Raw genomic sequence first — 23201 nt, 5'->3', positions numbered from 1 at the left:
CCCCCCCCATCAGAAAGGCAGGGGCGATTTGCCTGCCTGCGGTGCAAAATCTGCGGCCTCTCTGAAAGTTTCGAGATAGGGAAGCGGCATAGCGCTGGCAACGAACGCGAGCCCGCGCGCGCCTTGCGTCCATGCAACTAATGGCATCGACACCGGGAAAGCCGGCAGGAGAGATAGGTAGGGGCCAGAGGCAATGTCGCCATCGTATCCCAACGTCCCCTCGGCGAGCTTCCGTCCGTTGTAGAGCAATCTGTCAACCTCCGCTCGAAAGGATGGTCCGTGGTGATGACGCTCGACATCCCATCCGCTTTCATGCCTAGGAAAAATGTCGTCTGGCTGCACTTTTGAAAGATCGTACCAGCCAAACCAGTGTTCCGCGGGGGGCATTATGTAGACAAAAAGGCCCTGCTGGACCTCATCGGCATTTTCAGTCTGATCGTCCGTCATTTTCGAGGCCCCGTTTCACGCGCTGAGATTCGCGCCAGTCTAATACCTCGCATTCACTCCACCGACTTGCAAAGCCTCCAGGCTTAAATTGCTGTGGAAAAGACCCCCGATTGATAAGGCGATAGATCATCGCCTTACTTAGACCAGTCAGATCCTGAACCTCAGCCATCTTTATGAGACGATCTACAGCGCTCATCGGCGCGGCCCATCCAACAGTGCCCCAGCGTTCGCCATTCCTTCCATCAGCAGATTCGCCCACTCCTGCGCCAGCTCGCGACGGCGCGTCATGTGCTGCGCGCGATTATATGCCGCCTCAACCTTGTTGCCGGGGACATGGGCCAGCATCAGGTCGATGATCGCACGATCCGGCCGATGCCGCTCATTCATGATCGTGCTGAACGCCGCGCGCCAGCCGTGGGGTACATGCCGTCCATGATACCCCACGCGATTATAGAGGTAGCCGATCGCGTTCTCACTCAATGGGCGGTGCGCATGGCGCTGGCCGGGAAACACCAGCGAGCCGCGCCCGGTCAGGCGGCGAACCTCCCGCAACACGTCGACGGCCTGCCAGGACAGCGGGACGATATGTTCGAAGCTTTCCTCGTCCTTACGATCGAGGACGAGCTTCATGCGGGCGGCCGGCACGCGCCACACCGGCATGCCGGGCCCGATCGCGTCACCTCCCCAGTCGATACCCTCAAACTCATCCCACGATACCCCGCGCACGACGGCCGGGCGGACCGCAGTGAGCGCCAGAAGGCGCGAAGCCATCTTCGTCACCGGGGATGCACCGGACGCCTCGGCGGCGATCAGGACGCTCCGCAGGCTTTCGATATCGACCAGCGCCGGCTGTTTGCCCTTCTTGGGTAGCGGCTTGAGCGCCTTGGTGACGATCGCCGCCGGATCATTCGATGCGAACCCTTCCGATATGGCATATGCGAAAACCGCCGATATGCGCTGGCGAAGGCGGCGGGCTGTCTCGATCGACCCCCGCGCTTCTACCTTGCGCAGCGTGGCCAGCACTGCCGGCGCGTCGATCTCGTCAAGCGCCCGATCGCCCAGGTCCGGGAACACGTCGCGGGACAGGCTGGTGATGACATCATCTGCATGAACCGGCGCCCAGCGCGGGGACTGCAACCCGTGCCATGTCCTCGCAAGCTGCTCGAATGAAAGCTTGCGGGCGCGCTCCAGCCGCTCGGCATCCTTTGTGGCCTTGGACTTGGCTCGTGCGCCAGACGGATCTTCATTGTCGCGCAACTGGCGGCGCGCGTCGTCGCGTCTCTGCCTTGCCTCCGACAACGGAACCTCCGGGTAGGGTCCAAATGTCAGCAGCTTCTCTTTATTCTGGAACCGGAACTTCATGCGCCAGGAGCGCAGACCGGTGGGGGCGACGTAAAGATATAGCCCTCCGGAATCCGAGAGCTTATATGGCTTGTCTCTGGGCGCCGCCTTTCGCGCCTGTGCGTCGGTGAGCATTCGATACCCCTACCCTGCGAGCAATACCCCACATCATGCCCCCTGATACCCCGCGATTAGGCGGAGACAGATGAGAGAACATGAGGGAGAACATAGCATGAAGGCGCACGGAAATCAGCCCCTTTGAGAGGGGATGAAATTGCTTGCATGGGGGTTATTGGCGGAGAGGGTGGGATTCGAACCCACGGTACCCTCTCGGGCACGCCGCATTTCGAGTGCGGTGCATTCGACCACTCTGCCACCTCTCCGCAGAAGGTCCGGCCTGCGCCGTCCCGGTCGAGGGGCGGCCATTAGCGAATGAAATCGCGCTTGCCAAGCGGCCTTTCCGGTATTTTTCTTGTGTCCGCCGGGCAGCATCCTAAATTGGGGGAATGAAAGACACGATTCAGATTTTCGCCGCCGGCGTCACCGCCCCGCCGATCGTCCATGCCCGCTTCAATATCGGCGATGTGGTCAAGCATCGCATGTTCGGCTTTCGCGGCGTCGTGTTCGATATCGATCCGGTCTTCGCCAATAGCGAGGAATGGTATGAAGCGATTCCTGAAACCGCGCGGCCAGACAAGGACCAGCCCTTCTATCACCTGCTCGCCGAAAATGGCGAATCCAGCTATGTTGCCTATGTCAGCCAGCAGAATCTGGTCACCGACGACAGCGACGAGCCGGTCGATCATCCCGCCATCACTGGCATGTTCGGCCCCTATGCGGACGGCAAATATCACCTGCGCCCGCTCCACCGCCACTAAGGTGCTGGACATCGGCCCGGGCATCGGATTGCCGGCCGCGGGCCTGCGCCGCACGGCGGTGACGCTGTTGCTCGCCTGCGCGCTGGCGGCTCCTGCCGCGGCCGTGCCGCCGCCAGCCCCCGCCCGCGCCGCCCCCGGCCCTGGCCCCAATGCCGACCCGACCTTCCCCTTCTCCAATGAGGTGGAGGCCTTCGCCAAAGCCAACAGCGCCGGTCCCCCGATGCGCGACGCCACGCTCTTCCTGGGCAGCTCCAGCATCCGACTGTGGGACATAGCGGGCAGCTTCACCGACATCGGCACCGTCAATCGCGGATTCGGCGGCGCGACCACGGCCCATGTCCTCCATTATTACAAGCGGCTGCTCCCGCCCGTCCCGCCGCGCTCGGTAGTCGTCTATGTGGGCGAGAATGATCTGGCCGCCGGCACGACGCCTGACGCCGTATCGCGCGACATCCTGACCCTGCTCAAGCGGCTGCGCGCCGATTATCCCCGCGCCGCCATCGTCTGGCTCTCGCTCAAGCCCAGCCCGATCCGCTGGACGCTCTGGCCCAAGATGGCGCAGGTCAACGCCGCCATCGCAGCACGCGCCAGAGCGGAGAAATTTGACTATCTCGACGTCGGCACCGCCTTGCTGGCGCGCGACGGCCTGCCCGACGCCTCGCTCTTCCGCCCCGACGGACTGCACATGAATGCGCGCGGCTATCAGCGCTGGACGGGACTGGTGGACGCCTATCTCGACCATGCCCGGCCGGTCGGCACGAGTGGCGGCAAAACTTCCTGAACAGCGCCGCCTTTTTGCTCTGTCCTCATGCCCATCGCGGGTCCATAGTCGGTTGCATATCACTTTCCGATTGATCCACAGCCAAGCAACATTATTACCAGCCGGATCAAGGACGCCAGAAAAAGCCAAGGGGACATGCGGGTGACGACGGATAGCAAGGCAACGCCGATGGCGGAGCTGACGATCAGGGGCGTGATCCTCGGCGCGCTCATCACCCTCATCTTCACCGCGGCGAACGTCTATCTGGGCCTCAAGATCGGCCTGACCTTCGCCACCTCCATCCCCGCGGCGGTCATCTCCATGGCGGTGCTGCGGCTGTTTGCGACCGGCACGATCCTGGAAAACAATATCGTCCAGACCATCGCGTCCGCCGCCGGCACGCTCTCGGCGATCATCTTCGTGCTGCCTGGCCTGGTCATCATCGGCTGGTGGCAGGGCTTCCCCTATTGGCTGTCGGCCTGCACCATCGCGCTGGGCGGCATATTGGGCGTCATGTATTCGGTGCCGCTGCGCCGCGCGCTCGTCACCGGCTCCGACCTGCCCTATCCCGAAGGCGTCGCCGCCGCCGAAGTGCTGAAGGTCGGCGCGGGTTCGCGCGAGGGGCTGGAGGAAAACCGCCGCGGCCTGGCTGCGATCGTCGCCAGCGCGATCGCCGCCGCCAGCTTCTCGATCATCGCCAAGACGAAGATCCTGGCCGAAGAAGCCGCCACCTTCTTCAAATTCGGCGCGGGCGCGACGTCGGTCTCCACCAGCTTTTCGATGGCGCTGATCGGCGTCGGCCATCTCGTCGGCCTGTCGGTCGGCGTCGCCATGTTCATCGGCCTGCTCATCAGCTGGGTCGGCATCGTGCCCTATCTGACCACGCCTGTTCCCGCCGGCGCGGACCTGGCCGACCTCGTCGGCACCACCTTCCGCATGAAGGCGCGCTTCATCGGCGCGGGCACGATCGGCGTCGCGGCGATCTGGACCCTGCTCAAGATCCTCGGCCCCATCGTCAGCGGCATCCGCTCCGCACTGGTCGCCAACGCCACGCGCAAGGCAGGCAACGCCGCCGACCTCGACATTACCGAGCGCGACCTGCCTATCTCCATCGTCGGCGGCACCATCCTGGCTGCGCTGGTGCCGATCGGCTTCCTGCTCTGGGTCTTCGCGCAGGGCGGCCCGATCGCCGCCAACCCCGTGCCCGTCATCGGCCTGACCCTGGCCTATGTGCTGGTCGCGGGCATCGTGATCGCGTCGGTCTGCGGCTATATGGCGGGCCTGATCGGCGCGTCGAACAGCCCGATTTCGGGCGTCGGCATCCTCGCCGTGCTGGGCGCGTCGCTGATGCTGGCCGCCATCTACGGATCGGGCGGCGGCGATCCCAAGCAGACGCAGGCGCTGATCGCCTATGCCCTGTTCACGACGGCGATCGTGTTCGGCATCGCGACCATCTCCAACGACAATCTGCAAGACCTCAAGACCGGCCAGCTGGTCGGCGCGACGCCGTGGAAGCAGCAGATCGCGCTGATCCTGGGCGTGCTGTTCGGCGCGCTGGTGATCCCGCCGGTGCTGGACCTGCTCAACAGCGCCTTCGGCTTTGCCGGCGCGCCCGGCGCCGGGCCGAATGCCCTGCCCGCGCCGCAGGCGGCGCTCATCTCCGCGCTGGCCAAGGGCGTGCTGGGCGGCGATCTCGACTGGGGGCTGATCGGCATCGGCGCAGGGATCGGCGCTGTCGTGGTGCTGGTCGACGAACTGCTCGGCCGCGCCGGCAAGCTGCGCCTGCCCCCGCTCGCGGTCGGCATGGGCATCTACCTGCCGATGGCGCTGACCCTGCTGATCCCGGTCGGCGCAGTGATCGGCCATTTCTACAACCGCTGGTCGCTGCGCCAGTCGAACCCGGAATTTGCCGAACGCATGGGCGTGCTGATGGCGACCGGCTTCATCGTCGGCGAAAGCCTGTTCGGCGTCGCTTTCGCGGGCATCGTCGCCAGCACCGACAGTGATGCGCCGCTGGCGCTGGTGGCGGAAAATCCCTGGGCCGTGCCGCTCGCGATCCTGATCTTCGCCGGGGTTATCGCAGCGCTCTACGCCAAGCTCAAAAACTGGGCCAGCAGCCCGCTCAGCTAAGCCTTTCCCGCTCACCTGTCCCAAAGGGAAGCGGAAAAGCGCCGCCATTTATGCGTTTGTACCTGTCCGATGGGACAGGAGGACGCATCATGAAACCGGATCGGGATGTCGATCGCGTCACGCTGGATGATGAAGCGGCGCTGCTTTACTGGACCTGCCGCTTCGACGTGTCGCCCGATGAACTGGAGGAGGCCGTCGACATCGTCGGCGACAGCGTCGATGCGGTCGCGGCCTATCTCAACGTGGGTAAGGGCCGGGAACGGGAATAGCCTCCGACCTTCGGACGCCCGCCCGATCCGGGCCGCGCGCTTTTTCCCCGTCTAATATCTGCGATATTCACGGATCTGTCACGGCTCTGGAATGAAGTCGTAACATCAATCTCCCACTGCGCGCCTCAACGACTGGCAGGCGGAACGACGCCGCATTGCCGCGCCAACAGGGAGAATATCGATGAACCACCTACTTCGCGGCGCGAGCCGCGCAGCCATCATGCTCGCGCTCGCGACCCCCGCAGCGGCTTTTGCCGGCACCATCGCCGGCACCGTGTCCGACGGCACCGGCACGCGCGCGCTACAATCGACGCAACTGCGCATCGTGGAAACCGGCCGCATCGCCGAAGCGGGCCGTGACGGCAGCTATCGCTTTCCCGATGTCGCGCCCGGCACCTACACGATCGAGGCCCGCTATGTCGGCGCCGATCCGGTCCGCACCACCGTCATCGTGCCCGCCAGCGGCGATGTCGATGCCGACATCCGGATCGGATCGAATATCGACGCGTCGATCATCGTCGTCGGCCAGGTCGCCAACCAGGCCTCGACGCTGTCCCGTCAGCGCGCCGCCGACGGTGTCGAAAGCGTCCTGACCCGCGACGCCATCGGCCAGTTTCCCGACCAGAATGTCGCCGAATCGATCCGCCGCCTGCCCGGCGTCAACATCCTGAACGACCAGGGTGAGGGCCGCTTCGTTTCGGTCCGCGGCCTCGATCCCGAACTCAACGCCGCCTCGATCAACGGCACGCGCATCCCCGCACCGGAAAGCGACGTCCGCTCGGTCGCGCTCGACGTCATCCCGTCGGAACTGATCGAATCGATCGAAATCAAGAAGTCGCTGACGCCGGACATGGACGCCGACACCATCGGCGCGTCGATCGAGATCAACACCACCAGCGCCTTTGACCGCAAGAAGGATCTTTACACAGTCAAGCTGGAAGGCAGCTATAACGACTATGCCGATGCGCTGACGCCCAAGGGCAGCTTCGACTTTTCGACCCGCATCACCGACCGGTTCGGCATCGCCGGTGGCGTCAGCTACTATAAGCGCAAGTTCCAGACCGACAATATCGAGGCGGCCGACTGGAACCAGACCGACGACGGCACCGCCTATGCCGAAGAAGTCCAGTATCGCGACTATGACGTGCAGCGCAAGCGCCTCGGTGGTTCGCTCAGCCTCGACTGGCTCGCGACGGACACGACCAAACTTTATGCGCGCGGCATCTACAGCCAGTTCGACGACCAGGAATATCGCGGCGACGTGACCCTGATCATGAGCGAGCCTCCCGCATCGGCTTCGGGCGATACCGTCCAGTTCAGCGACGAGGACGGCCGCATCGAAGTACGCCGCCGCATGAAGGATCGGTTCGAGCGCCAGCGGATCAAGTCGCTGACCCTGGGCGGCGTCACCGAAACCGGCCCGTGGAAGGCCACCTATGCCGGCAGCTGGTCCGAATCGAGCGAGCGCGAGAATGGCTCGATTGATCCCACCCGTTTCCGCGCCCGTTTCGACGGGGACGGCGTCGACGTGAATTTCGACTATTCCAACCCGATGAAGCCGACCTTCACGGTCAGCGGCAACACCGCCGATTTCTACGACCCCGAAAGCTATGGTTTCAACGAACTGGAGCGCACCACGCTGTCCAATTCGAAGGACCGCGAATATATGATCAAGGGTGACATTTCGCGCGCCTTTGCAAGCGATGGCGGCACCTTCACGGTGCAGACGGGCATGAAGGCGCGCTGGCGCAAGAAGAGCTACGACCTTCAGGCCGACGTCTATGACGACTATGACGGCGACTACACGCTCGCCGACGTGCTGGGCGGCCAGACCTACCGCATCCAGGACATCCTGCCCCTGCCCAGCCACACCGGCCCGACCGACTTCTTCTACGACAACATCGCCAATTTCGAACGCAACGAGCTGGACTCCACCCTCAATTCGGCGACGTCGGATTATTCGGTGAAGGAAGACATCCTCGCGACCTACCTGCTGGGCCGCTGGGACAGCGAGACGCTGCGCGTCATCGGTGGCGTCCGCATGGAGCAGACCCGCAACGACATCCGCGCCTTCCTGACCGAAACGGACTCGGACGAGAATGTCACGATCACGCCCAACCGCTTCATCCGCAACTACACCAACTGGCTGCCCAGCCTGACGGTCCGCTACGAACCCGTCCGCAACCTCGTCTTCCGCGCGGGCGGCTACAAGAGCCTCGTGCGTCCCAAGCTGTCCAACCTCGCGCCGCGCTTCGACATCAACGAGGATCGCGAGGCGACCTTCGGCAACCCGAACCTCAAACCCTATCAGGCGTGGAACGCCGACCTGTCGGCCGAATGGTATTTCGGCACCAATGCAGCGTTGACCGCCGGCTTCTTCTGGAAGTCGGTCAAGGACTTCGTGGTCGAACAGCGGATCACCGATCCGGGCACGATCATGGGCGTCGATTATGAGGAACTGACCACCTACATCAATGGCGACAAGGCGAAGATCAAGGGACTGGAACTGTCCTACAGCCAGGTGTTCAGCTTCCTGCCCGCGCCGTTCGACGGCCTGCTGCTCAACGCCAACTATACCTATACCGACGCCAAGGGCACGGTGCCGACCGACGGCGACATCAGCGATCCGCGCAAAATCCCGCTGATGTCCTCGTCCAAGAACACCTTCAACCTGGTGCTGGGCTACGAAAAGGGTCCGGTCTCGCTGCGCGCGGCCGGCACCTATCGCGACAAATATCTGGACGAACTGGGCAGCGAAGCCGATCAGGACCGCTATGTCGACAATCACTTCCAGCTCGACCTGAGCGCCAAATACCGGGTCGCGCCGGGCGTGCGCGTGTTCGCCGAGTGGATCAACGCCACCAACGAACCCTATTTCGCCTATCAGAACTACGCCGGGTCGAAGCGCATCCTGCAATATGAAGAATATAACTGGACCGCGAAGTTCGGCGTCACCGCCAGCTTCTGATCCGCCCCTTGTTCCCCTCTGCCGGCCGGGTTCCCTTACCCGGCCGGCTTTTTGCTTTTACCGGAGTCCAGGCCATGATCCGCCTCGCCCTCATCGCTCTGCTGGCCGGCACGGCGCCCGCCGATGCCCAGACACCGACGCCACCCGTCCCGCGCTCGACCGGCACGCCCTATGCCGCGCGCAGCCTGCCCGACCGCATCATCCTGACGCCCGCCGCCGATCCGGCCCGCGGCATGGCGGTGGCCTATCGCACCGACGCCGCCCAGTCGCCCAGCGAAGCGCAGATCGCCATCGCGGTCGACGGCCCGACGCTGGAGGAAAAGGCGCAGACCGTTACCGGCCGCGCCGGGACGGCAAAGGAGAGCGCCAACGGCCCGGCCCTCTATCATCAGATTCGCTTCGACAATCTGACTCCCGACACCGTCTATGCCTATCGGTTGAAGGGCAGCGCGGGCTGGAGCGAATGGCTGCAATTCCGCACCGCTTCGGCAGAGGCGAAGCCCTTCCGTTTCCTCTATCTGGGCGATATTCAGAACGGCATATTGACCTATGCCAGCCGCGTCATTCGTCAGGCCTTCCACGCCAATGGCGGGATCGAACTGGTCGCCCATGCCGGCGATCTCGCAGCGCAGCGCGACGATCTCGACCATGACGACGAATGGGGCGAATGGAACCAGGCGGGCGGCTATAACTGGTCGATCGTCCCGCAACTGCCCGCTACCGGCAATCATGAATATGTCGACGTGGCGCTGCCGGACGGCACGGAAAGCCGCCGGCTCGGCCCCTATTTCCCGCTCCAGTTCGCCCTACCCGACAATGGCGTGCCGGGCCTGAAGACGACCTATTTCGTGGACTATCAGGGCGTACGCTTCATCATCCTCGACGGCACCTCGGCGATCGATCTCGGCACCATGGCGCAGCAGACCCAATGGCTCGACGCCACGCTGGCATCCAGCAAGGCGACATGGAATATCGTGCTGTTCCACCAGCCCGTCTTCACCTGCGCCCGGCCGCAGGACACGGCGGAGATCAAGGCCGCGTGGAAGCCGGTGTTCGACAAGCGCAAGGTCGATCTGGTGCTGCAAGGCCATGACCATTGCTACAGCCGCCTGACCTCCGAAGCGGGACGCGAAGCCTCCGCCACGGCGCGCAGAAATGGCGCGATCCAGGGGCCGGTTTATCTCGTCTCGGTCACCGGCGCCAAAATGTACGGCCTCAACGACCGCGCCCGCACCCAGCCCGACAGGACTGCCGAAGCGACCGAACTCTATCAGGTCGTGGATGTGGCCAATGACGGCGGTATCGACCGGCTCACATTTCGCACCTTCACCGCATCGGGCAAGCTCTATGACGGCTTCGACCTGGAAAAGCGGGCGGACGGCAATCACCTGACCGACACGACCGAGCCGACTATCGCCCAGCGTACTTGCACCGGCCTGATCGGCCCGGACGGCGGCAAATGCGTCGCCCGCGGCAAATAAGAGGAACCCGCATGATCCGTTTGACCCTTGGCCTCACCAGCCTTCTCGCCCTCGCCGCCTGCGCCACGACGGAAACCGAAGTCCCCGTCGCGACCCGCATCGCCAACACCACGCCGGCGGTGAACGTCACCGCGCGCGGCGAAACCACCCCGGTCGGCACGGCCAATGCCGACGCGGCCGACGATCCGGCGATCTGGCGCAATGCCGCCGACCCGGCGCAGAGCCTGATCGTGGGGACCGACAAGAAGGCCGGGCTGTACGTCTATGGCCTCGACGGCAAGACCCGCGATTTCCTGAACGCGGGCCGGGTCAACAATGTCGATCTGCGCGACGGCGTGACGATCGGCGGCCAGCCCGGCATCCTCGTCGTCGCGTCCGACCGCAGCGATGTCGCCCACGCGAAGCTCGCGCTCTTCCGCCTCGACCCCGCCACGGCCAAGCTCACGGCGCTGGGCAAGGTCGATGCCGGGACCGGCGAGGCCTATGGCGTCTGCCTGTCGCGTGAAGGCGCGGCGACCTACGGCTTCATCGTGCTGAAGGACGGCACCATCCATCAGGTCGCGCTCGACGCATCGGGCGCGATGCCGACCGGCACGATCGTCCGCACCATGAAGCTCGGCACCCAGTCGGAAGGCTGCGCCGTCGATGATCGCACCGGCACCCTCTATGTGGCGGAGGAGGATGTCGGCCTGTGGCGCTTCGACGCGCGCGCCGCCGGATCGCCCACGCCGACGAAGATCGCCGCGGCCGACGGGAAGAATCTGGTCATGGATGCCGAAGGCGTCGCCATCGCGCCGATCGGCGCGAAGGACGGCTATGTCCTCGTGTCCAGCCAGGGCGACAATGCCTATGTCGTCTACCGGATCAGCGACGACTCCTATGTCGGTCGCTTCCGCGTGGTGGACGGCGCCATCGGCGGATCGGAGGAAACCGACGGCATCGACCTGATGCTCGGCGATTTCGGCCCGGCCTATCCCGGCGGGCTGTTCGTGGCGCAGGACGGCCACAATGCGACCGCCGCCCAGAATTTCAAACTGGTCGCCTGGGACGACATCGGCAAGGCGCTGGGGCTGCCACGCTGACTTCCCACTAAAGGTGGATTGCCCTCTCCGCGGCGCCGGGCGACAAGGCCCCAAAGCGCCGGGGAGAGGGCATGACCATCAAGGAACTATATGACGCGAAGCGGATGTCGGCGCAGCAGGCCGTCGCGCTGATCCCGGATGGCGCGCAGATCGCTGCCGGCCTCGCCGTCAGTTTCCCGCCCGCGCTGGCGGCGGCGCTGGCCGATCGGGTGCGCGCCGGCGCGCTGCGCGACGCCACCCTCTACGCCATGCTCGCGCCCGCAGCGTCCGCCGCCGCGATCCTCGCACCGGACCTCGCCGACCGCATCCGCCGGATCAGCCTGTTCCATGGCGGCGTGGAGCGCGCCAACGACGCGCTGTTGGCGACCGAATCCGACCCCAGCTCCGGTCCCCTGGCTGAATTGCTGCCGGTCCCGTTCCACCAGATACCCCGCGCCCTGACCGAGCATATCGGCGTGGACAGCTTCATCACCACCGTCTCGCCGATGGATGCGAATGGCTATTTCAGCCTCGGCACCGACACCGACTATGCGCTGGCGGTCGCGCGCAGCGGCACGCGGCTGGTCGTGGAGGTCAACCCCGCCATGCCCTATGTCCATGGCGACTGCCTGATCCATGTGTCGGACGTCGCTGCGCTGGTCGAACATCATGTCCCGCTCTGCCAGACCCCGTCCCTCCCCCGCAACGCCACGGACGACGCGATCGGCGCGATCATCGCCGCCATGGTGGAGGATGGCGCCTGCCTGCAAATGGGCATCGGCGCGGTGCCCGACGCGGTCTGCGCCGCGCTGATGAGCCATCGGCGCCTGGGCATCCACACCGAACTCCTCTCGCCCGGCCTCGTCAGCCTGATCCAGGCAGGCGTGGTCGACAACAGCGCCAAGAGCCTGCACCCCGGCAAATCGGTCTTCACCTTCGCCATGGGCGACCAGCCGCTCTACGATTTCCTGCACGACAATCCGACGCTCGACGCCCGGCCTGTCGAATATGTGAACGCGCCGCATGTCATCGCGCAGAATGACGCCATGCTTTCGGTCAACGCCACGCTGCAACTGGACCTGTCGGGCGCCTGCAATTCGGAATTCGTGAACGGCCGCCAATATAGCGGGACCGGCGGCCAGCTCGATTTCGTGCGCGGCGCCTATGCGTCGAAGGGCGGCCGGTCGATCATCGCCTGCCATGCGACCGCCGCGAAAGGCACGATATCGCGCATCGTCCCCTGGCTCGACGGCCCGGTCACGACGCCGCGCACCGATACCCATATCATCGTCACCGAATTCGGCTCCGCCGACATGAAGGGCAAGAGCCTGGCCGATCGCGCCCGCGCGCTCATCGCCATCGCCCACCCCGCCTTCCGCGACGATCTGGAACGCGCCGCGCGCGAACGGCGAATCCTCTGAATCAAAAAGGGCGGTGGATCGCGCCACCGCCCTTCCTGCTTATTTCCTGCCCGCGAACCAGGCGGTGAGCGGCGCCTGCAACCGGCCCCGCGTCTCGATCCGCGTCTTGATCGCGGAAATGGCGCGATCCACCACCTTGCGCGATTCGGGCGTCAGATATTGGGTGGCATAGGCGTCCAGCTTGGTCGCCATCGCCGGGTCGGCCGACCCGCCACCGAGGCGCGCCAGCGCCTGGCTGCGCGCCGAGACGTCGATCAGCGCCTCATATTGCGCGCGATGCGCCAGCACATAATCGACCGCCATCATCGGATGCTCGTAACCGACCGCGCTGATGATCGCCGCGCTCGTCGTCTTGCCCGGCTCGTCGGTCAAAGCGAGGTCCAGCGCCTGCGCCGCCAGCTTCTCGTCCTTCGCGCCGCCCAGCAGCGCATAGGTGCTGCTCTTCTCCAGGTCGGTCGTCGCGCCCTTGGCCATGGCGCGCAGCTTGTCCCAGGTCGCCTGATCGGCATTTTTGGCGATGATCGACAGCCAGGTGTTGCGCAGCGGCCCGTCGAGCAAGGCAGGCTGGGCAAAGCGGCGATTGGCCTCCGCCACCACCGTCTTGTCGCCCATATCGCCCAGCGTCGCCACCAGCGCCTGACGCAGCACCGGCGCCTGTGCCGCTTCGCCCGGCTTCACGTCATAGCCGATATCCGCCAGCACCGGCCCCAGCTTGGCCGAGCCATAGGCCGCCACCTTCGCCTGCGCCGCCTTGTCGCTTTCCAGCATGTCATAAGCGCTGCTGATATATTCCGGGACTTCCGCCAGCACGGCGGGGCTGGCGGTCGCGGGCACCGCGTCCACCAGGTCCATCGCCAGCCCGATCGGCTGATACCCGCCCAAACCAAGCTGGAAGTTGTCCGCAAGCAAGCCGGTCTGGTCGATGCTGGCCAGCCTGGTGAAATCCTTCGCCAGCGCCTTCACATTGGCCGCCGGATAGAGCGAGCGATAATAGCCCGTCTGCCCCGCATTGACGACATAGGCGCCGCAGCCCGGCAGCGTCACCGTGCCCTTGCCCTGCAAAATCAGACGCTGCGCTTCGCCGCCGATGGTCTGCGCCTTGACCGGCACGTTCCAGCGCAGCGGCGTCTTGCTCTTCTGATCGCGGCTGAACTCGCCCTGGCTCAGCGTCAGGACGGTCGATCCGCCCTTGCAGACCGCGCTGTCGACGGTGACCAGCGGAATGCCCGGCTGCGACGTAAAGTCATGCGCGATCGAAACCAGCCCCGTGGCGCCCGCGCCCTCGACCGATTTCCACAGGTCGTCGGTCACGGTGTTTCCGTAGGCGTGCGCCTTCATATAGGCTTGGATGCCCGCTTTCCATGCATCCTCGCCGGCATAGCCTTCCAGCATGGTGATGACCGCCTCACCCTTCTGATAGGTGATGGCGTCGAACGCCTGGTTCACCTGATCGACGGTGGTGATCTTCTGCACCACGGCATGGGTGGTGGCGAGCGAATCGAGGCTCATCGCCGCCTCGCGCCCGTCCACGCGGGTCAGCAGCATTTCCCAGTCGGGTTGCAGCTTGTCGGTCACCTTGGTCGCCATCCAGCTGGCGAACCCCTCGTTCAGCCACAGATCGTCCCACCAGGCCATGGTGACGAGGTCGCCGAACCACTGGTGCGCCATTTCATGCGCGACGGTTTCATAGATGCGGCGCTTGGTCGCTTCCGACGTGAAGCGCGGATCGACCAGCAAGGCGCGCTCGAAGGTGAAGATCGCGCCCCAATTCTCCATCGCGCTGAAGAACTGGCTCTGGCCTGGTCCCGCGACATTATCCAGCTTGGGCAGCGGATAGGGGACGCCGAAATAATCGTTATAATAGGGCAGGATGCTGGCCGACGCGTCGAGCGCCAGTTGCGCCTTGCCCGTATTGCCCTTGCCGGTGATGACGCCGACTTCGGTATTGCCCGCCATCTTGGTGGCGCGGTCGAGTTCGCCCAGGCCGAAGAACAGCAGATAGGAGGACATTTTGGGGCTGGTGCCGAACGTCACCAGCTTCTTGCCGCCGCCCAGATCCTTGCTCGTCTTGAGCGGCATGTTGCCGACCGCCAGTTGATCGGCGGGAACGACCGCGGACAGGTCGAACGTCGCCTTGTAGCTCGGCTCGTCCCAGCTCGGCACGAAGCGGCGCGCATCGGGCGCTTCGAACTGGGTGAAGAGCGCGCGCTTCGCCGCGCCCGCATTGTCGGTATAGTCGAGCGCGAACAGGCCGTTCGCCTGCTGGTTGATCACGCCGGCATAGACGATGTCGAGCTTGTAGCTGCCCGGCTGGACCGGCTTGCCGAAATCCAGGCTGACGGTCTGCGCGTCCGCGTCGACCTTGGCAGTGCCCTTGATCGCCTTGCCCTTTGCCGGCGTCAGCATGACGGACGAAACGGTCAGGTCGGCGGCGTTCAGCACCAGCGCTGGCAGCGCGGTCGCGACGCTGACATCGATCGTCACCTTGCCGCTGAACTTCAGGTTCGCCGCATCGGGCGTCACTTGAATCGCATAATGGCTGGGCGCGGCGCCGCGCGGCAATTGCGTGGTGATCCCGGCGGCCGGGCCGGTGGGCATGGAACCGGGCGTTGGCGCGCTTTGCGCCAGGGCGGGGGCCGCAATGGCGACAGGCGCAGCCGCGATCAGCAGCGGCAGGATGGTCTTGAGGGGCATAGGATGAAGACTCCGACACGTCTTGGGAGCGCATGAAATCATGTCTCACGCGCAATAAACGCGGGATCGGCCGTTTCGCTGCATCGGTCAAGCGATGGCGTACGGCCGGCATGTCGTTGGTCGAACCCTGTTGCCCGTTTGTCAAACAGGGCCGACCCGCCCCATCTCCGTTCGGGATTTACCCCCGCCCGCGATAGCCCGGCACATCCTGCGCCGGCAGCCACAGGCCCGCCGGCGGCTCGCCCGATTGCCAGAAGACGTCGATCGGGATGCCGCCGCGCGGATACCAGTATCCGCCGATGCGCAGCCAGATCGGGTCCATCTCGGCGAACAACCGCTCGCCGATGCCCACGGTGCAATCCTCGTGAAAGGCGGCGTGGTTGCGGAACGCGCCCAGGAACAGCTTGAGCGATTTCGATTCGACGATCGTCGCGCCCGGCGCATAATCGATCACCAGATGGGCGAAATCGGGCTGGCCGGTCACCGGGCAGAGCGAGGTGAATTCGGGCGCGGTGAAGCGTACCAGATAGGGTTTGCCGGGGCGTGGATTGGGCACATAATCCAGCACGGCCGCTTCCGGGCTGGCGGGAAGGGCGCTGCTCTGCCCCAGATGCAGGGGCGCGGTGGGAAGGTCGGTCATGCCCGGCCATCTACGCGATTGCACGCCTGATGTCATCGGCCTGCATTGTTCACTTGCGGTTCAGCCATTCTTGTGCCTTGGCAGGGCCATGGGGTCTCATATTCGTCCGTTGCCGTTCGCGGCGCCGCTGCTGGCAATTACCACACTTTCCGCCGCGCCCGTCCATGCCCAGCAGGCGGCGGACACCGCCCCCGGCTTCCAGCTACCGCCCGCCAATACGACGCCCGCGCCCAATCCCAACCGGCAAGGCCCGGAACTGAACGTCTATCGCGATCCCGTCACGCCCAGCGTTACGCCCCCGGTCGTAGCACCCACGGTGACGCCGCCGCCCGTCACGGTGCAGCCGACGCCGCAGCCCAGCCGACCGCGCCCTGCCCCACCCGCAACGCCGTCGGAAACGCCCCGCGCGCCGCGTCCCACCGATCGCGCGACGCCGCCGCCCGCGCAGCCGAAGCGCCAGCCCGAAGCCGCACCCGCCGCCGCCACGCCGGCGCAGCCCGCGCCCGACGACGCCCCGGCCAACGCCAGCGCCGCGGGCGCGCCAACGCTCCAGCCGCCGCCCACGCCCGCGACCAATGCCACGGACAGTCCGGAACCGGCCGCCGCGCCCGCTTCGGCGGCGGAAGACGCCAGCCCCCTGTCCCTGCCCTGGATCATCGGCGGCGTACTCGCCCTGGCCGTGCTGGCCGCCGCCTTTCTGCTACGCCGCCGCCGTCCGACCGCGGAACCGCTGGCCGAACCGGCTGCGGAACCCTTAGCCGATCCAGTCGCCCCGCCCGCCGCGCCACCACCGCCTGCCGACACCGTGCGACTCACCCCCGCCGCCCCCGCCACCGCGCGCGCACCCGCGTCCGCCCCGGCCGAGCGTCCCTGGCTCGACATGGACATGACCGTGTCGCAGGCGCGCTATTCGCTGATGGGCGTCACGATCAGCTACAGCCTGATCCTGCACAATCGCGGCGACCGCCCGGCGCAGGACGTGCTTGTGCGCGGCATATTGGGCAATGGCGGCGCGCAGCAGCAGGCCCTGCTCAACGGCTTCTTCACCGGCGACGACGGCCTGCCGCTGCATAGCGCCGTATCGATCGCATCGGACGAAACGCTCCAGCTTGCGGGCGAGCTGCGCCTGTCGCCCGACCAGATCGTGCCGGTGACGATGGGCCAGCGCAGCCTGCTGATCCCGCTGGCCGCCTTCGACGCCGCCTATCGCTGGGGGCCGCAGGATGGCGATCCGGTCGAACAGGGCCGCACCGCCCGCGCCTTCATCGTCGGGCAGGAGCAGGAGCCGCCGGCCGAGCGCCTCGCCCCGCTCCGCCTGGACCAGGGGCCGCGCCAATATCGCCGCCCCGCCGCCCGCGCCGCGGCGGAACTTACGCCGGCCTGATACGCGCAACGCCCTTTAATCCCTTGCCGTCCCGCTCTAAGACAGGCGCGAACAAGGGCCGAAGGACGCCGCATGACCATTTTCCTGTCCACCGCAGACCTCGCCGCCCAGCTTGGCCAGCCCGACCTCGTCATCCTCGACGCCAGCCTGTTCCTGCCCGGCACCCCCCGCGACCCGCGCGCCGAATATGAAGCCGCCCATATCCCCGGCGCGGTCTTTCTCGACCTGCCGACCCTCAACGATCCGGCCGACCCGACCCCCGGCATGTTGCCGCCCGACAATCTCATGACGCAGCGTGTCCAGGCGCTGGGAATCCGTCCCGACAGCCGCATCATCGTCTATGACAACAGCCCCACCCACAGCGCCGCGCGCGGCTGGTGGATGATGCGCCTTTACGGTCTGGGCCAATCCGCAATGATCCTCGACGGCGGCCTGCCCAAATGGCTGGCGGAGGGACGCCCGACGCAGAGCGGCGCGGCAACGCCCGCTCCCGGCACCGCTATCGCCCGTCGCGCAGCCGGTCAGGTCCGCACCAAGGCGGAGCTGATCGCCAATGTCGCGAGCGGCGCGGAACAGGTGCTGGACGCGCGCGGCGCAGGCCGCTTCACCGGGCAAGAGGCCGAACCGCGCCCCGGCATGGCGTCGGGCCATATCCCCGGATCGCGCAATCTCCCCTCCTCCGCCCTGTTCAACCCGGACAACAGCATGAAGGCGGGCGAAGACCTGCGCGCGCTGTTCGAGGGCGCAGGCATCGACCCGGCCGCTCCTGTCATCACCACCTGCGGCAGCGGCGTCACCGCCGCGATCCTGCTCGCGGGCCTCGAAACGCTCGGCAACGACGCCGTCACCCTCTATGACGGGAGCTGGTCGGAATGGGGCTTCGACCCGGTCACGCCCAAGGCGACGGGCGCAGCATGAGCGAAGACGCATCCGGCAAGGATGGGCGCAGGCCCCTCACCAAACTCGCGCAGGCCGGCCGCAAGCCCGAATGGACCGGGATGCCCGGCCAGCCCGGCGCAATTGTCAGCCCACCTGTCTGGCGCGCCTCGACCATCCTCTATGACGATGTCGCCCATCTGCGCAAAGCCGCGGGCAGCAGCACCCACGAACGCCTCTTCTACGGGCGCAAGGGCACGCCGACCGCCTGGTCCCTTGCCGACGCGCTCACCGAGATGGAGCCGGGCGCGGAAGGCACGATGCTCTACCCATCAGGCGTCGCGGCGATCGCCTGCGCGCTGATGGCCGTCCTCAAGCCCGGCGACCGACTGCTGATGGTGGACAGCGCCTATGACCCGACCCGCAATTTCTGCACCCAATTGCTCGATAATTACGGTATCGAAACGATCTATTATGATCCCGCAACCGTCTCGCTCGATGTCTATCTTGCAGGCGGCCCGATCCGCGCCCTGTTCCTCGAAAGCCCCGGCAGCCTGACCTTCGAGGTGCAGGACGTGCCCATGCTGACCGCCTGGGCGAAGGCGAACGGCATCGTCACCCTGCTCGACAATACCTGGGCGACGCCGCTCTATTTCCCCGCGCTCAGCCATGGGGTCGATATCTCGATCCTCGCCTGCACCAAATATATCGTCGGCCATAGCGACGTGATGATGGGCAGCGTGACCGCGACCGCCGACTGGTTCGCCAGGATTCGCCAGACCGCCTATCTCTTCGGCCAGATGGTCAGCCCCGACGACGCCTGGCTCGCCAGTCGCGGCCTGCGCACGCTGGGCGTCCGGCTGCAACAGCATCAGGACAGCGCGCTCGCCATCGCCCATTGGCTGAAAGACCAGCCCGATGTCGCCCGCGTCCTCCATCCTGCGCTCCCCGACTGCCCCGGCCACGCCCTGTGGCAGCGGGATTTCAGCGGTTCGACCGGCCTCTTCACCTTCATCCTCGATGGCGGCGACGAGGCCGCCCGCGCCGCCCTGATCGACGGCCTCGCCCATTTCGGCATCGGCTATAGCTGGGGCGGCTTCGAAAGCCTGGCCCTGCCCGTCGATCCCGCCCGCTATCGCAGCGCGACGATATGGAACGCCGAAGGCCCGGCGGTCCGCCTCCATATCGGCTTGGAAGACCCGGCCGACCTGATCGCGGACCTCGACGCCGGCCTCGCCCGCTTCCGGGCGATACGGGATGCCGGCTAGAAAATGACCCCGCCGATGACCCCTGGCGCCACCCATTTGCTGGCGCTCTTGCCCGGCGACCCGGACATCGTCCACCCGATGGTCGCGCTGCTACTCGCCATTTTGCTCTATGCCGCCGCCTGGGCCATCGGCCGCGCCCTCGCCCCGCGCCTGCGTCATCGCCTGCCGCCGCTGGGCGACGCGCTGGCCGGCCATGTCCGCGCTATCCTGCGCCATGGCGTCGCCGCATTGCTGCTGGCGCTGACGCTCGTTCTCTGGCCGACCGGATCGCTCGCCCATCTCGTCGTCGGCACGGCGCTGGGCGGGGCGGTGGCGCTGCTCGCCACCCACATCCTGCGCGGCCTCGCCATACCCTGCTGGGCGGTCGCGCCGCTCGCGCTCATCCTCTTCATCCTGATCGTGTCCGGCAGCAGCGGCGGCATCGTCCCGGTGGGCGAGATGCTCGATCGCATCGGCTTCACCCTGGGCAAGCGCCGCATCACCCTGCTCGGTCTGCTCTCGATCGCCGCCACCTGCGTCGCGCTCTTCGCCGCCGTGCGCCTGACCAATCGCCTCATCGGTCGATCGATCCAGAAGACCGACGGTTTCGATCCGACGCAGAAGCTGCTGGCGCAAAAGCTCGCGGCCATCGCGGTGATCGTCGCCGCCTTCTTCATCGGCGTCGATCTGCTGTCGATCGACCTGACCGCCTTTGCCGTTTTCTCCGGCGCGCTGGGCCTCGCCATCGGTTTCGGCCTGCAAAAGACCTTCGGCAATCTGATCGCCGGCATCATCCTGCTGATGGACCGCTCGATCAAGCCGGGCGACGTCATCGTCGTGGGCGACAGTTTCGGCTGGGTGAACAAGATCGGCGTGCGCGCCGTCTCCGTCATCACCCGCGACGGCAAGGAACATCTGATTCCCAACGAGAATCTGATGACGCAGGAGGTCGAGAACTGGTCCTATTCCGACCGCAACGTCCGCGTCCGCATCCCTGTCGGCATCGCCTTCGACTCGGACCTCAAGCTCGCCCAGCAATTGATGCTCCAGGCCGCGCAGGACAGCCCGCGCGTGCTGCGCAATCCCAAGCCCAATGTCTGGCTCACCAGTTTCGGGGAAAGCCGCGTCGAACATGACATATTGGTGTGGATCAGCGACCCCGAAGGCGGCGTGGGCAATGTGAAGTCGGACGTGCTGGGCCGCGTCTGGCAGCTGTTCCGCGACAATGGCATCGCCATTCCCTACCCGCAGCGCGTCATCCACCACGCGCCCGACACAGGGCGACCATAAGCGGCTACCCCCAGCAATTGCGCGCTTCTGACCTGCTCGGCGGGCTTGATCGCGCGTGGCCCTAACGGAATTTTGTTGCAGTCCAGCAACATTAGGGCAGCAAAAGACATTGGCGAGCAATAAAATCTTGTGCAGCGCAATGAGGACAGGCATTTCCACACATGTTGAGGCAGCCGGCCCATCCCGAGCGGGGGAAGCATAGAGGCGGGCGCCTGGACGCAGGCGGGACGATCGCAGAACCATCAAGGGGATTAATATGCGTAAGTCCATTCTCGGCCTCTCGGCCCCCGTCTTTTTCGGCGCTCTTGTCGGCGCGCTCGCCGCCGTTTCGGCGCCTGCCATGGCCCAGGACGAGCCCACGCCCGAGATCACCGTCACCGGCAACGCGGCCGTCGTCACCGACTATCGCTTCCGCGGCATTTCGCAGACCAACAAGAAGTTCGCGCTGCAGGGCGGCATCACCGTCAGCCACGCTTCGGGCTTCTACGCGTCGGTCTGGGGCAGCTCGATCGACGATTATGTCGCGGCCGGCTCCGACCAGGAACTCGACCTGATCGGCGGCTATACGACCACGGTCGGCGCCGCCACGATCGACGTCGGCGTGCTCTATTATTACTATCCGGGCAATGCCGGTCTCAACACCGACTTCGTCGAGCCCTATGCCTCGGTCAAGGGCACCTTCGGCCCCGCCACAGCCAAGCTGACCGTCAACTACGCCCCCAAGGCGAAGGCGCTGTCCGTCGGCAACGGCAAGGAAGACAATCTCTACGTCGCGGGCGACCTGTCGGCCTCGATCCCCAACACCCCGCTGGGCGTGTCGGCGCATCTGGCGCATAGCTTCGGCCCCAGCTACCTGACCATCGGCAAGGGCTATACCGATTGGAATATCGGCGCGACCTACACCTGGCAGCATCTGACCTTTGGCGTCTCCTATGTCGACACCGACAAGTCGCTCTACTCGCCGGCGGGCCACAATATCAGCAAGGCCGGCGTCGTCGGCACGCTGACCGCGGCCTTCTGATCCGACACGCCTTTCGGGGGTGAACCGGGCCGCGACCGCGCCAGCGATCGCGGCCCTTTTCGCGTGCGCGACACAGGCTGCGAATCCGTCCGGGCCGAACGGGGCGACATGGTGTCGCTCGAACGAACGGATGAAGGACGGCGCTCATGGATCATTACGGGGTCGCCACCGCCCCCCGCCGCCCCTATATTGCCCTGATGTCGCCCCTCACCCTCCTGCTCCTCGTCCTCGCCACGATCGCCGCGATGGAGGGGTTCGCCTATGTCATGCACCGCTGGGTGATGCACGGCCCCGGCTGGTTCCTCCACGCCAGCCATCACAGCGCGCGTACCGGCTTTTGGGAAGCGAACGACCTCTATTTCGTGATCTTCGCCCTGCCCTCCATCCTGCTGCTGCTCGGTGGCGTGCAATGGGGCTGGGGCAGTTGGGCGACCGCGGTCGGCGCGGGCATCGCCGCCTATGGCGCCATCTATCTGGGCTTTCACGACATCATCGTGCATCAGCGGGTGAAGCACCGCTATGTCGCGCGCTCGCGCTACATGAAGCGCATCGTCCAGGCCCACCGCCTGCACCATGCGGTTGAAACGAAACATGGCACGGTCAGCTTCGGCTTCCTGATCGCTCCGCATCCGACCGCGCTGAAACAAGCATTGGCACAGCGCGGCCGCCAGGGCGTGCGCGCGGCGAAGGGGCTGGAGGATGCGGGCGCGGTGGACTGATTTGGGTGGTTAGGGACTGTCGGGTTCTGAAGTGGCAACCCGCTATTGCGGACGTTGCATATCGAAGGCGTTTTCGGATAGCTCGAACTATGAAGCCTCCCAAGAACGTCCGCCGCCGTGAAGGCGATCTCCTTGCAATTGATCTCGACGATGGCCGACGTTCATATGCTCAGGTCGCGGCTGAACCACTGATCGTGTTTTTCAAAGGCTGCTTTGCGAATAATCTGACACCTGAGGAGATTGTGGTTCTGCCCATCCTGTTCCGCCTGTGGGTAGCAAACCATGCGATCACGCGGGGGCGTTGGTCGGTGGTCGAGAAAGCAGCGCTTGCGCCAGAGAACCAAGAAGAGCCGTTCTTCTATAAGCAGGACGCGATCACGGGCCGTCTGGCGCTCTATCACTCTTCCTTCGCGCGAACGAACTGGGAGCGAGCCGCGCCCCTCGCGGAATGCGAAGGCTTAGAATGCGCGGCCGTTTGGGAGCCGGAACACGTTGAAGATCGGCTGCGGGACCATTGTGAGGGAAGGCCCAACAGGTGGACCAAGAGTCTTCAAATCAACGTAGCGGCGATCCC

20 protein-coding genes and 1 tRNA gene are annotated in these 23201 nt (G+C 65.6%); 15 read left to right on the top strand and 6 right to left on the bottom strand.

Annotation, left to right across the window (positions count from 1 at the left end):
* Positions 1–9 precede the first annotated feature (9 nt).
* The 4 genes from K9B33_RS20785 to K9B33_RS20770 all read right to left on the bottom strand — a co-directional run bounded on the left by K9B33_RS20785 (position 10) and on the right by K9B33_RS20770 (position 2171).
* Positions 10–447: a hypothetical protein gene (locus K9B33_RS20785; RefSeq protein WP_224551020.1), complete on the bottom strand. Its 438-nt coding sequence runs from the start codon at positions 445–447 to the stop codon at positions 10–12.
* Complete coding sequence (locus K9B33_RS20780) at positions 428–643, bottom strand: helix-turn-helix transcriptional regulator (protein ID WP_263499672.1); 216 nt, start codon at positions 641–643, stop codon at positions 428–430. Before K9B33_RS20780 ends, K9B33_RS20785 begins: the two co-directional genes overlap by 20 nt.
* The gene (locus tag K9B33_RS20775) at positions 640–1923 is read right to left on the bottom strand and encodes a tyrosine-type recombinase/integrase (protein ID WP_224551019.1); all 1284 of its coding nucleotides are present in this window, start codon (positions 1921–1923) and stop codon (positions 640–642) included. Before K9B33_RS20775 ends, K9B33_RS20780 begins: the two co-directional genes overlap by 4 nt.
* 158 nt (positions 1924–2081) lie before the next feature.
* Positions 2082–2171 (bottom strand) — tRNA-Ser (locus K9B33_RS20770).
* 123 nt (positions 2172–2294) lie between these two features.
* Here K9B33_RS20770 and hspQ point away from each other — a divergent pair.
* From hspQ to K9B33_RS20730, 8 genes are all read left to right on the top strand, one after another.
* On the top strand, positions 2295–2666 hold the full coding sequence (gene hspQ / locus K9B33_RS20765; protein ID WP_224551018.1) for a heat shock protein HspQ: 372 nt from the start codon (positions 2295–2297) through the stop codon (positions 2664–2666).
* On the top strand, positions 2623–3447 hold the full coding sequence (locus tag K9B33_RS20760; RefSeq protein WP_224551017.1) for a GDSL-type esterase/lipase family protein: 825 nt from the start codon (positions 2623–2625) through the stop codon (positions 3445–3447). The genes hspQ and K9B33_RS20760 overlap by 44 nt, the downstream gene beginning before the upstream one ends.
* Before the next feature lie 141 nt (positions 3448–3588).
* Positions 3589–5556, top strand: coding sequence for an OPT family oligopeptide transporter (locus tag K9B33_RS20755; RefSeq protein WP_224551016.1), 1968 nt, complete (start codon positions 3589–3591; stop codon positions 5554–5556).
* Positions 5557–5645: 89 nt separating this feature from the next.
* On the top strand, positions 5646–5825 hold the full coding sequence (locus K9B33_RS20750) for a DUF3606 domain-containing protein (RefSeq protein WP_224551015.1): 180 nt from the start codon (positions 5646–5648) through the stop codon (positions 5823–5825).
* 181 nt (positions 5826–6006) lie between these two features.
* Positions 6007–8793 (top strand): TonB-dependent receptor, encoded by a 2787-nt coding sequence (locus tag K9B33_RS20745; RefSeq protein ID WP_224551014.1) that lies wholly within the window; start codon positions 6007–6009, stop codon positions 8791–8793.
* Between the two features lie 74 nt (positions 8794–8867).
* A complete protein-coding gene (locus tag K9B33_RS20740; RefSeq protein ID WP_224551013.1) occupies positions 8868–10274 on the top strand; it encodes a purple acid phosphatase family protein in 1407 nt (468 codons plus the stop codon).
* A gap of 11 nt (positions 10275–10285) precedes the next feature.
* The gene (locus tag K9B33_RS20735; protein WP_224551012.1) at positions 10286–11356 is read left to right on the top strand and encodes a phytase; all 1071 of its coding nucleotides are present in this window, start codon (positions 10286–10288) and stop codon (positions 11354–11356) included.
* Between the two features lie 71 nt (positions 11357–11427).
* Entirely contained in the window at positions 11428–12756 is a 1329-nt protein-coding gene (locus K9B33_RS20730) for an acetyl-CoA hydrolase/transferase family protein (protein WP_224551011.1), read from the top strand.
* Between the two features lie 39 nt (positions 12757–12795).
* Here K9B33_RS20730 and K9B33_RS20725 read toward each other — a convergent pair whose 3' ends face one another.
* Both K9B33_RS20725 and queF read right to left on the bottom strand, forming a co-directional pair.
* Positions 12796–15450 (bottom strand): M1 family metallopeptidase, encoded by a 2655-nt coding sequence (locus tag K9B33_RS20725; RefSeq protein ID WP_224551010.1) that lies wholly within the window; start codon positions 15448–15450, stop codon positions 12796–12798.
* A 178-nt stretch (positions 15451–15628) separates the two neighbouring features.
* Entirely contained in the window at positions 15629–16090 is a 462-nt protein-coding gene (queF, locus tag K9B33_RS20720; protein WP_224551009.1) for a preQ(1) synthase, read from the bottom strand.
* 88 nt (positions 16091–16178) lie between these two features.
* Between queF and K9B33_RS20715 the strand changes: the two genes are divergently transcribed.
* From K9B33_RS20715 to K9B33_RS20685, 7 genes are all read left to right on the top strand, one after another.
* On the top strand, positions 16179–17474 hold the full coding sequence (locus K9B33_RS20715; RefSeq protein ID WP_224551008.1) for a hypothetical protein: 1296 nt from the start codon (positions 16179–16181) through the stop codon (positions 17472–17474).
* 72 nt (positions 17475–17546) lie between these two features.
* Complete coding sequence (locus K9B33_RS20710) at positions 17547–18392, top strand: sulfurtransferase (protein ID WP_224551007.1); 846 nt, start codon at positions 17547–17549, stop codon at positions 18390–18392.
* Entirely contained in the window at positions 18389–19618 is a 1230-nt protein-coding gene (gene metC, locus K9B33_RS20705) for a cystathionine beta-lyase (RefSeq protein WP_224551006.1), read from the top strand. Before K9B33_RS20710 ends, metC begins: the two co-directional genes overlap by 4 nt.
* A 15-nt stretch (positions 19619–19633) precedes the next feature.
* A complete protein-coding gene (locus tag K9B33_RS20700) occupies positions 19634–20887 on the top strand; it encodes a mechanosensitive ion channel family protein (RefSeq protein ID WP_224551005.1) in 1254 nt (417 codons plus the stop codon).
* Between the two features lie 256 nt (positions 20888–21143).
* Positions 21144–21908, top strand: a complete 765-nt coding sequence (locus K9B33_RS20695) for a TorF family putative porin (protein ID WP_224551004.1) — start codon at positions 21144–21146, stop codon at positions 21906–21908.
* 197 nt (positions 21909–22105) lie between these two features.
* The gene (locus K9B33_RS20690) at positions 22106–22627 is read left to right on the top strand and encodes a sterol desaturase family protein (protein ID WP_224551059.1); all 522 of its coding nucleotides are present in this window, start codon (positions 22106–22108) and stop codon (positions 22625–22627) included.
* A gap of 89 nt (positions 22628–22716) precedes the next feature.
* The coding region (locus K9B33_RS20685; protein WP_224551003.1) for an immunity 26/phosphotriesterase HocA family protein at positions 22717–23201 on the top strand (485 nt) is incomplete at its 3' end.

This window comes from Sphingobium sp. 3R8, from assembly GCF_020166615.1.
Classification (GTDB): Bacteria; Pseudomonadota; Alphaproteobacteria; order Sphingomonadales; family Sphingomonadaceae; genus Sphingobium; species Sphingobium bisphenolicum.
The sequence above is the reverse complement of the archived record's forward strand: the minus strand, read 5'-3'. Positions and strand labels throughout refer to the sequence as shown.

Bases quoted from the DNA above. Each gene is read 5' to 3' on its own strand.
- K9B33_RS20715 (WP_224551008.1), top strand. From the start codon at position 16,179: ATGGGGTCTCATATTCGTCCGTTGCCGTTCGCGGCGCCGCTGCTGGCA.
- K9B33_RS20735 (WP_224551012.1), top strand. From the start codon at position 10,286: ATGATCCGTTTGACCCTTGGCCTCACCAGCCTTCTCGCCCTCGCCGCC.
- queF (WP_224551009.1), bottom strand. From the start codon at position 16,090: ATGACCGACCTTCCCACCGCGCCCCTGCATCTGGGGCAGAGCAGCGCC.
- metC (WP_224551006.1), top strand. From the start codon at position 18,389: ATGAGCGAAGACGCATCCGGCAAGGATGGGCGCAGGCCCCTCACCAAA.
- K9B33_RS20760 (WP_224551017.1), top strand. From the start codon at position 2,623: ATGCGGACGGCAAATATCACCTGCGCCCGCTCCACCGCCACTAAGGTG.
- K9B33_RS20750 (WP_224551015.1), top strand. From the start codon at position 5,646: ATGAAACCGGATCGGGATGTCGATCGCGTCACGCTGGATGATGAAGCG.
- K9B33_RS20745 (WP_224551014.1), top strand. From the start codon at position 6,007: ATGAACCACCTACTTCGCGGCGCGAGCCGCGCAGCCATCATGCTCGCG.
- K9B33_RS20700 (WP_224551005.1), top strand. From the start codon at position 19,634: ATGACCCCTGGCGCCACCCATTTGCTGGCGCTCTTGCCCGGCGACCCG.
- K9B33_RS20710 (WP_224551007.1), top strand. From the start codon at position 17,547: ATGACCATTTTCCTGTCCACCGCAGACCTCGCCGCCCAGCTTGGCCAG.
- K9B33_RS20725 (WP_224551010.1), bottom strand. From the start codon at position 15,450: ATGCCCCTCAAGACCATCCTGCCGCTGCTGATCGCGGCTGCGCCTGTC.
- K9B33_RS20730 (WP_224551011.1), top strand. From the start codon at position 11,428: ATGACCATCAAGGAACTATATGACGCGAAGCGGATGTCGGCGCAGCAG.
- K9B33_RS20780 (WP_263499672.1), bottom strand. From the start codon at position 643: ATGAGCGCTGTAGATCGTCTCATAAAGATGGCTGAGGTTCAGGATCTG.
- K9B33_RS20775 (WP_224551019.1), bottom strand. From the start codon at position 1,923: ATGCTCACCGACGCACAGGCGCGAAAGGCGGCGCCCAGAGACAAGCCA.
- K9B33_RS20785 (WP_224551020.1), bottom strand. From the start codon at position 447: ATGACGGACGATCAGACTGAAAATGCCGATGAGGTCCAGCAGGGCCTT.
- hspQ (WP_224551018.1), top strand. From the start codon at position 2,295: ATGAAAGACACGATTCAGATTTTCGCCGCCGGCGTCACCGCCCCGCCG.
- K9B33_RS20695 (WP_224551004.1), top strand. From the start codon at position 21,144: ATGCGTAAGTCCATTCTCGGCCTCTCGGCCCCCGTCTTTTTCGGCGCT.
- K9B33_RS20740 (WP_224551013.1), top strand. From the start codon at position 8,868: ATGATCCGCCTCGCCCTCATCGCTCTGCTGGCCGGCACGGCGCCCGCC.
- K9B33_RS20690 (WP_224551059.1), top strand. From the start codon at position 22,106: ATGTCGCCCCTCACCCTCCTGCTCCTCGTCCTCGCCACGATCGCCGCG.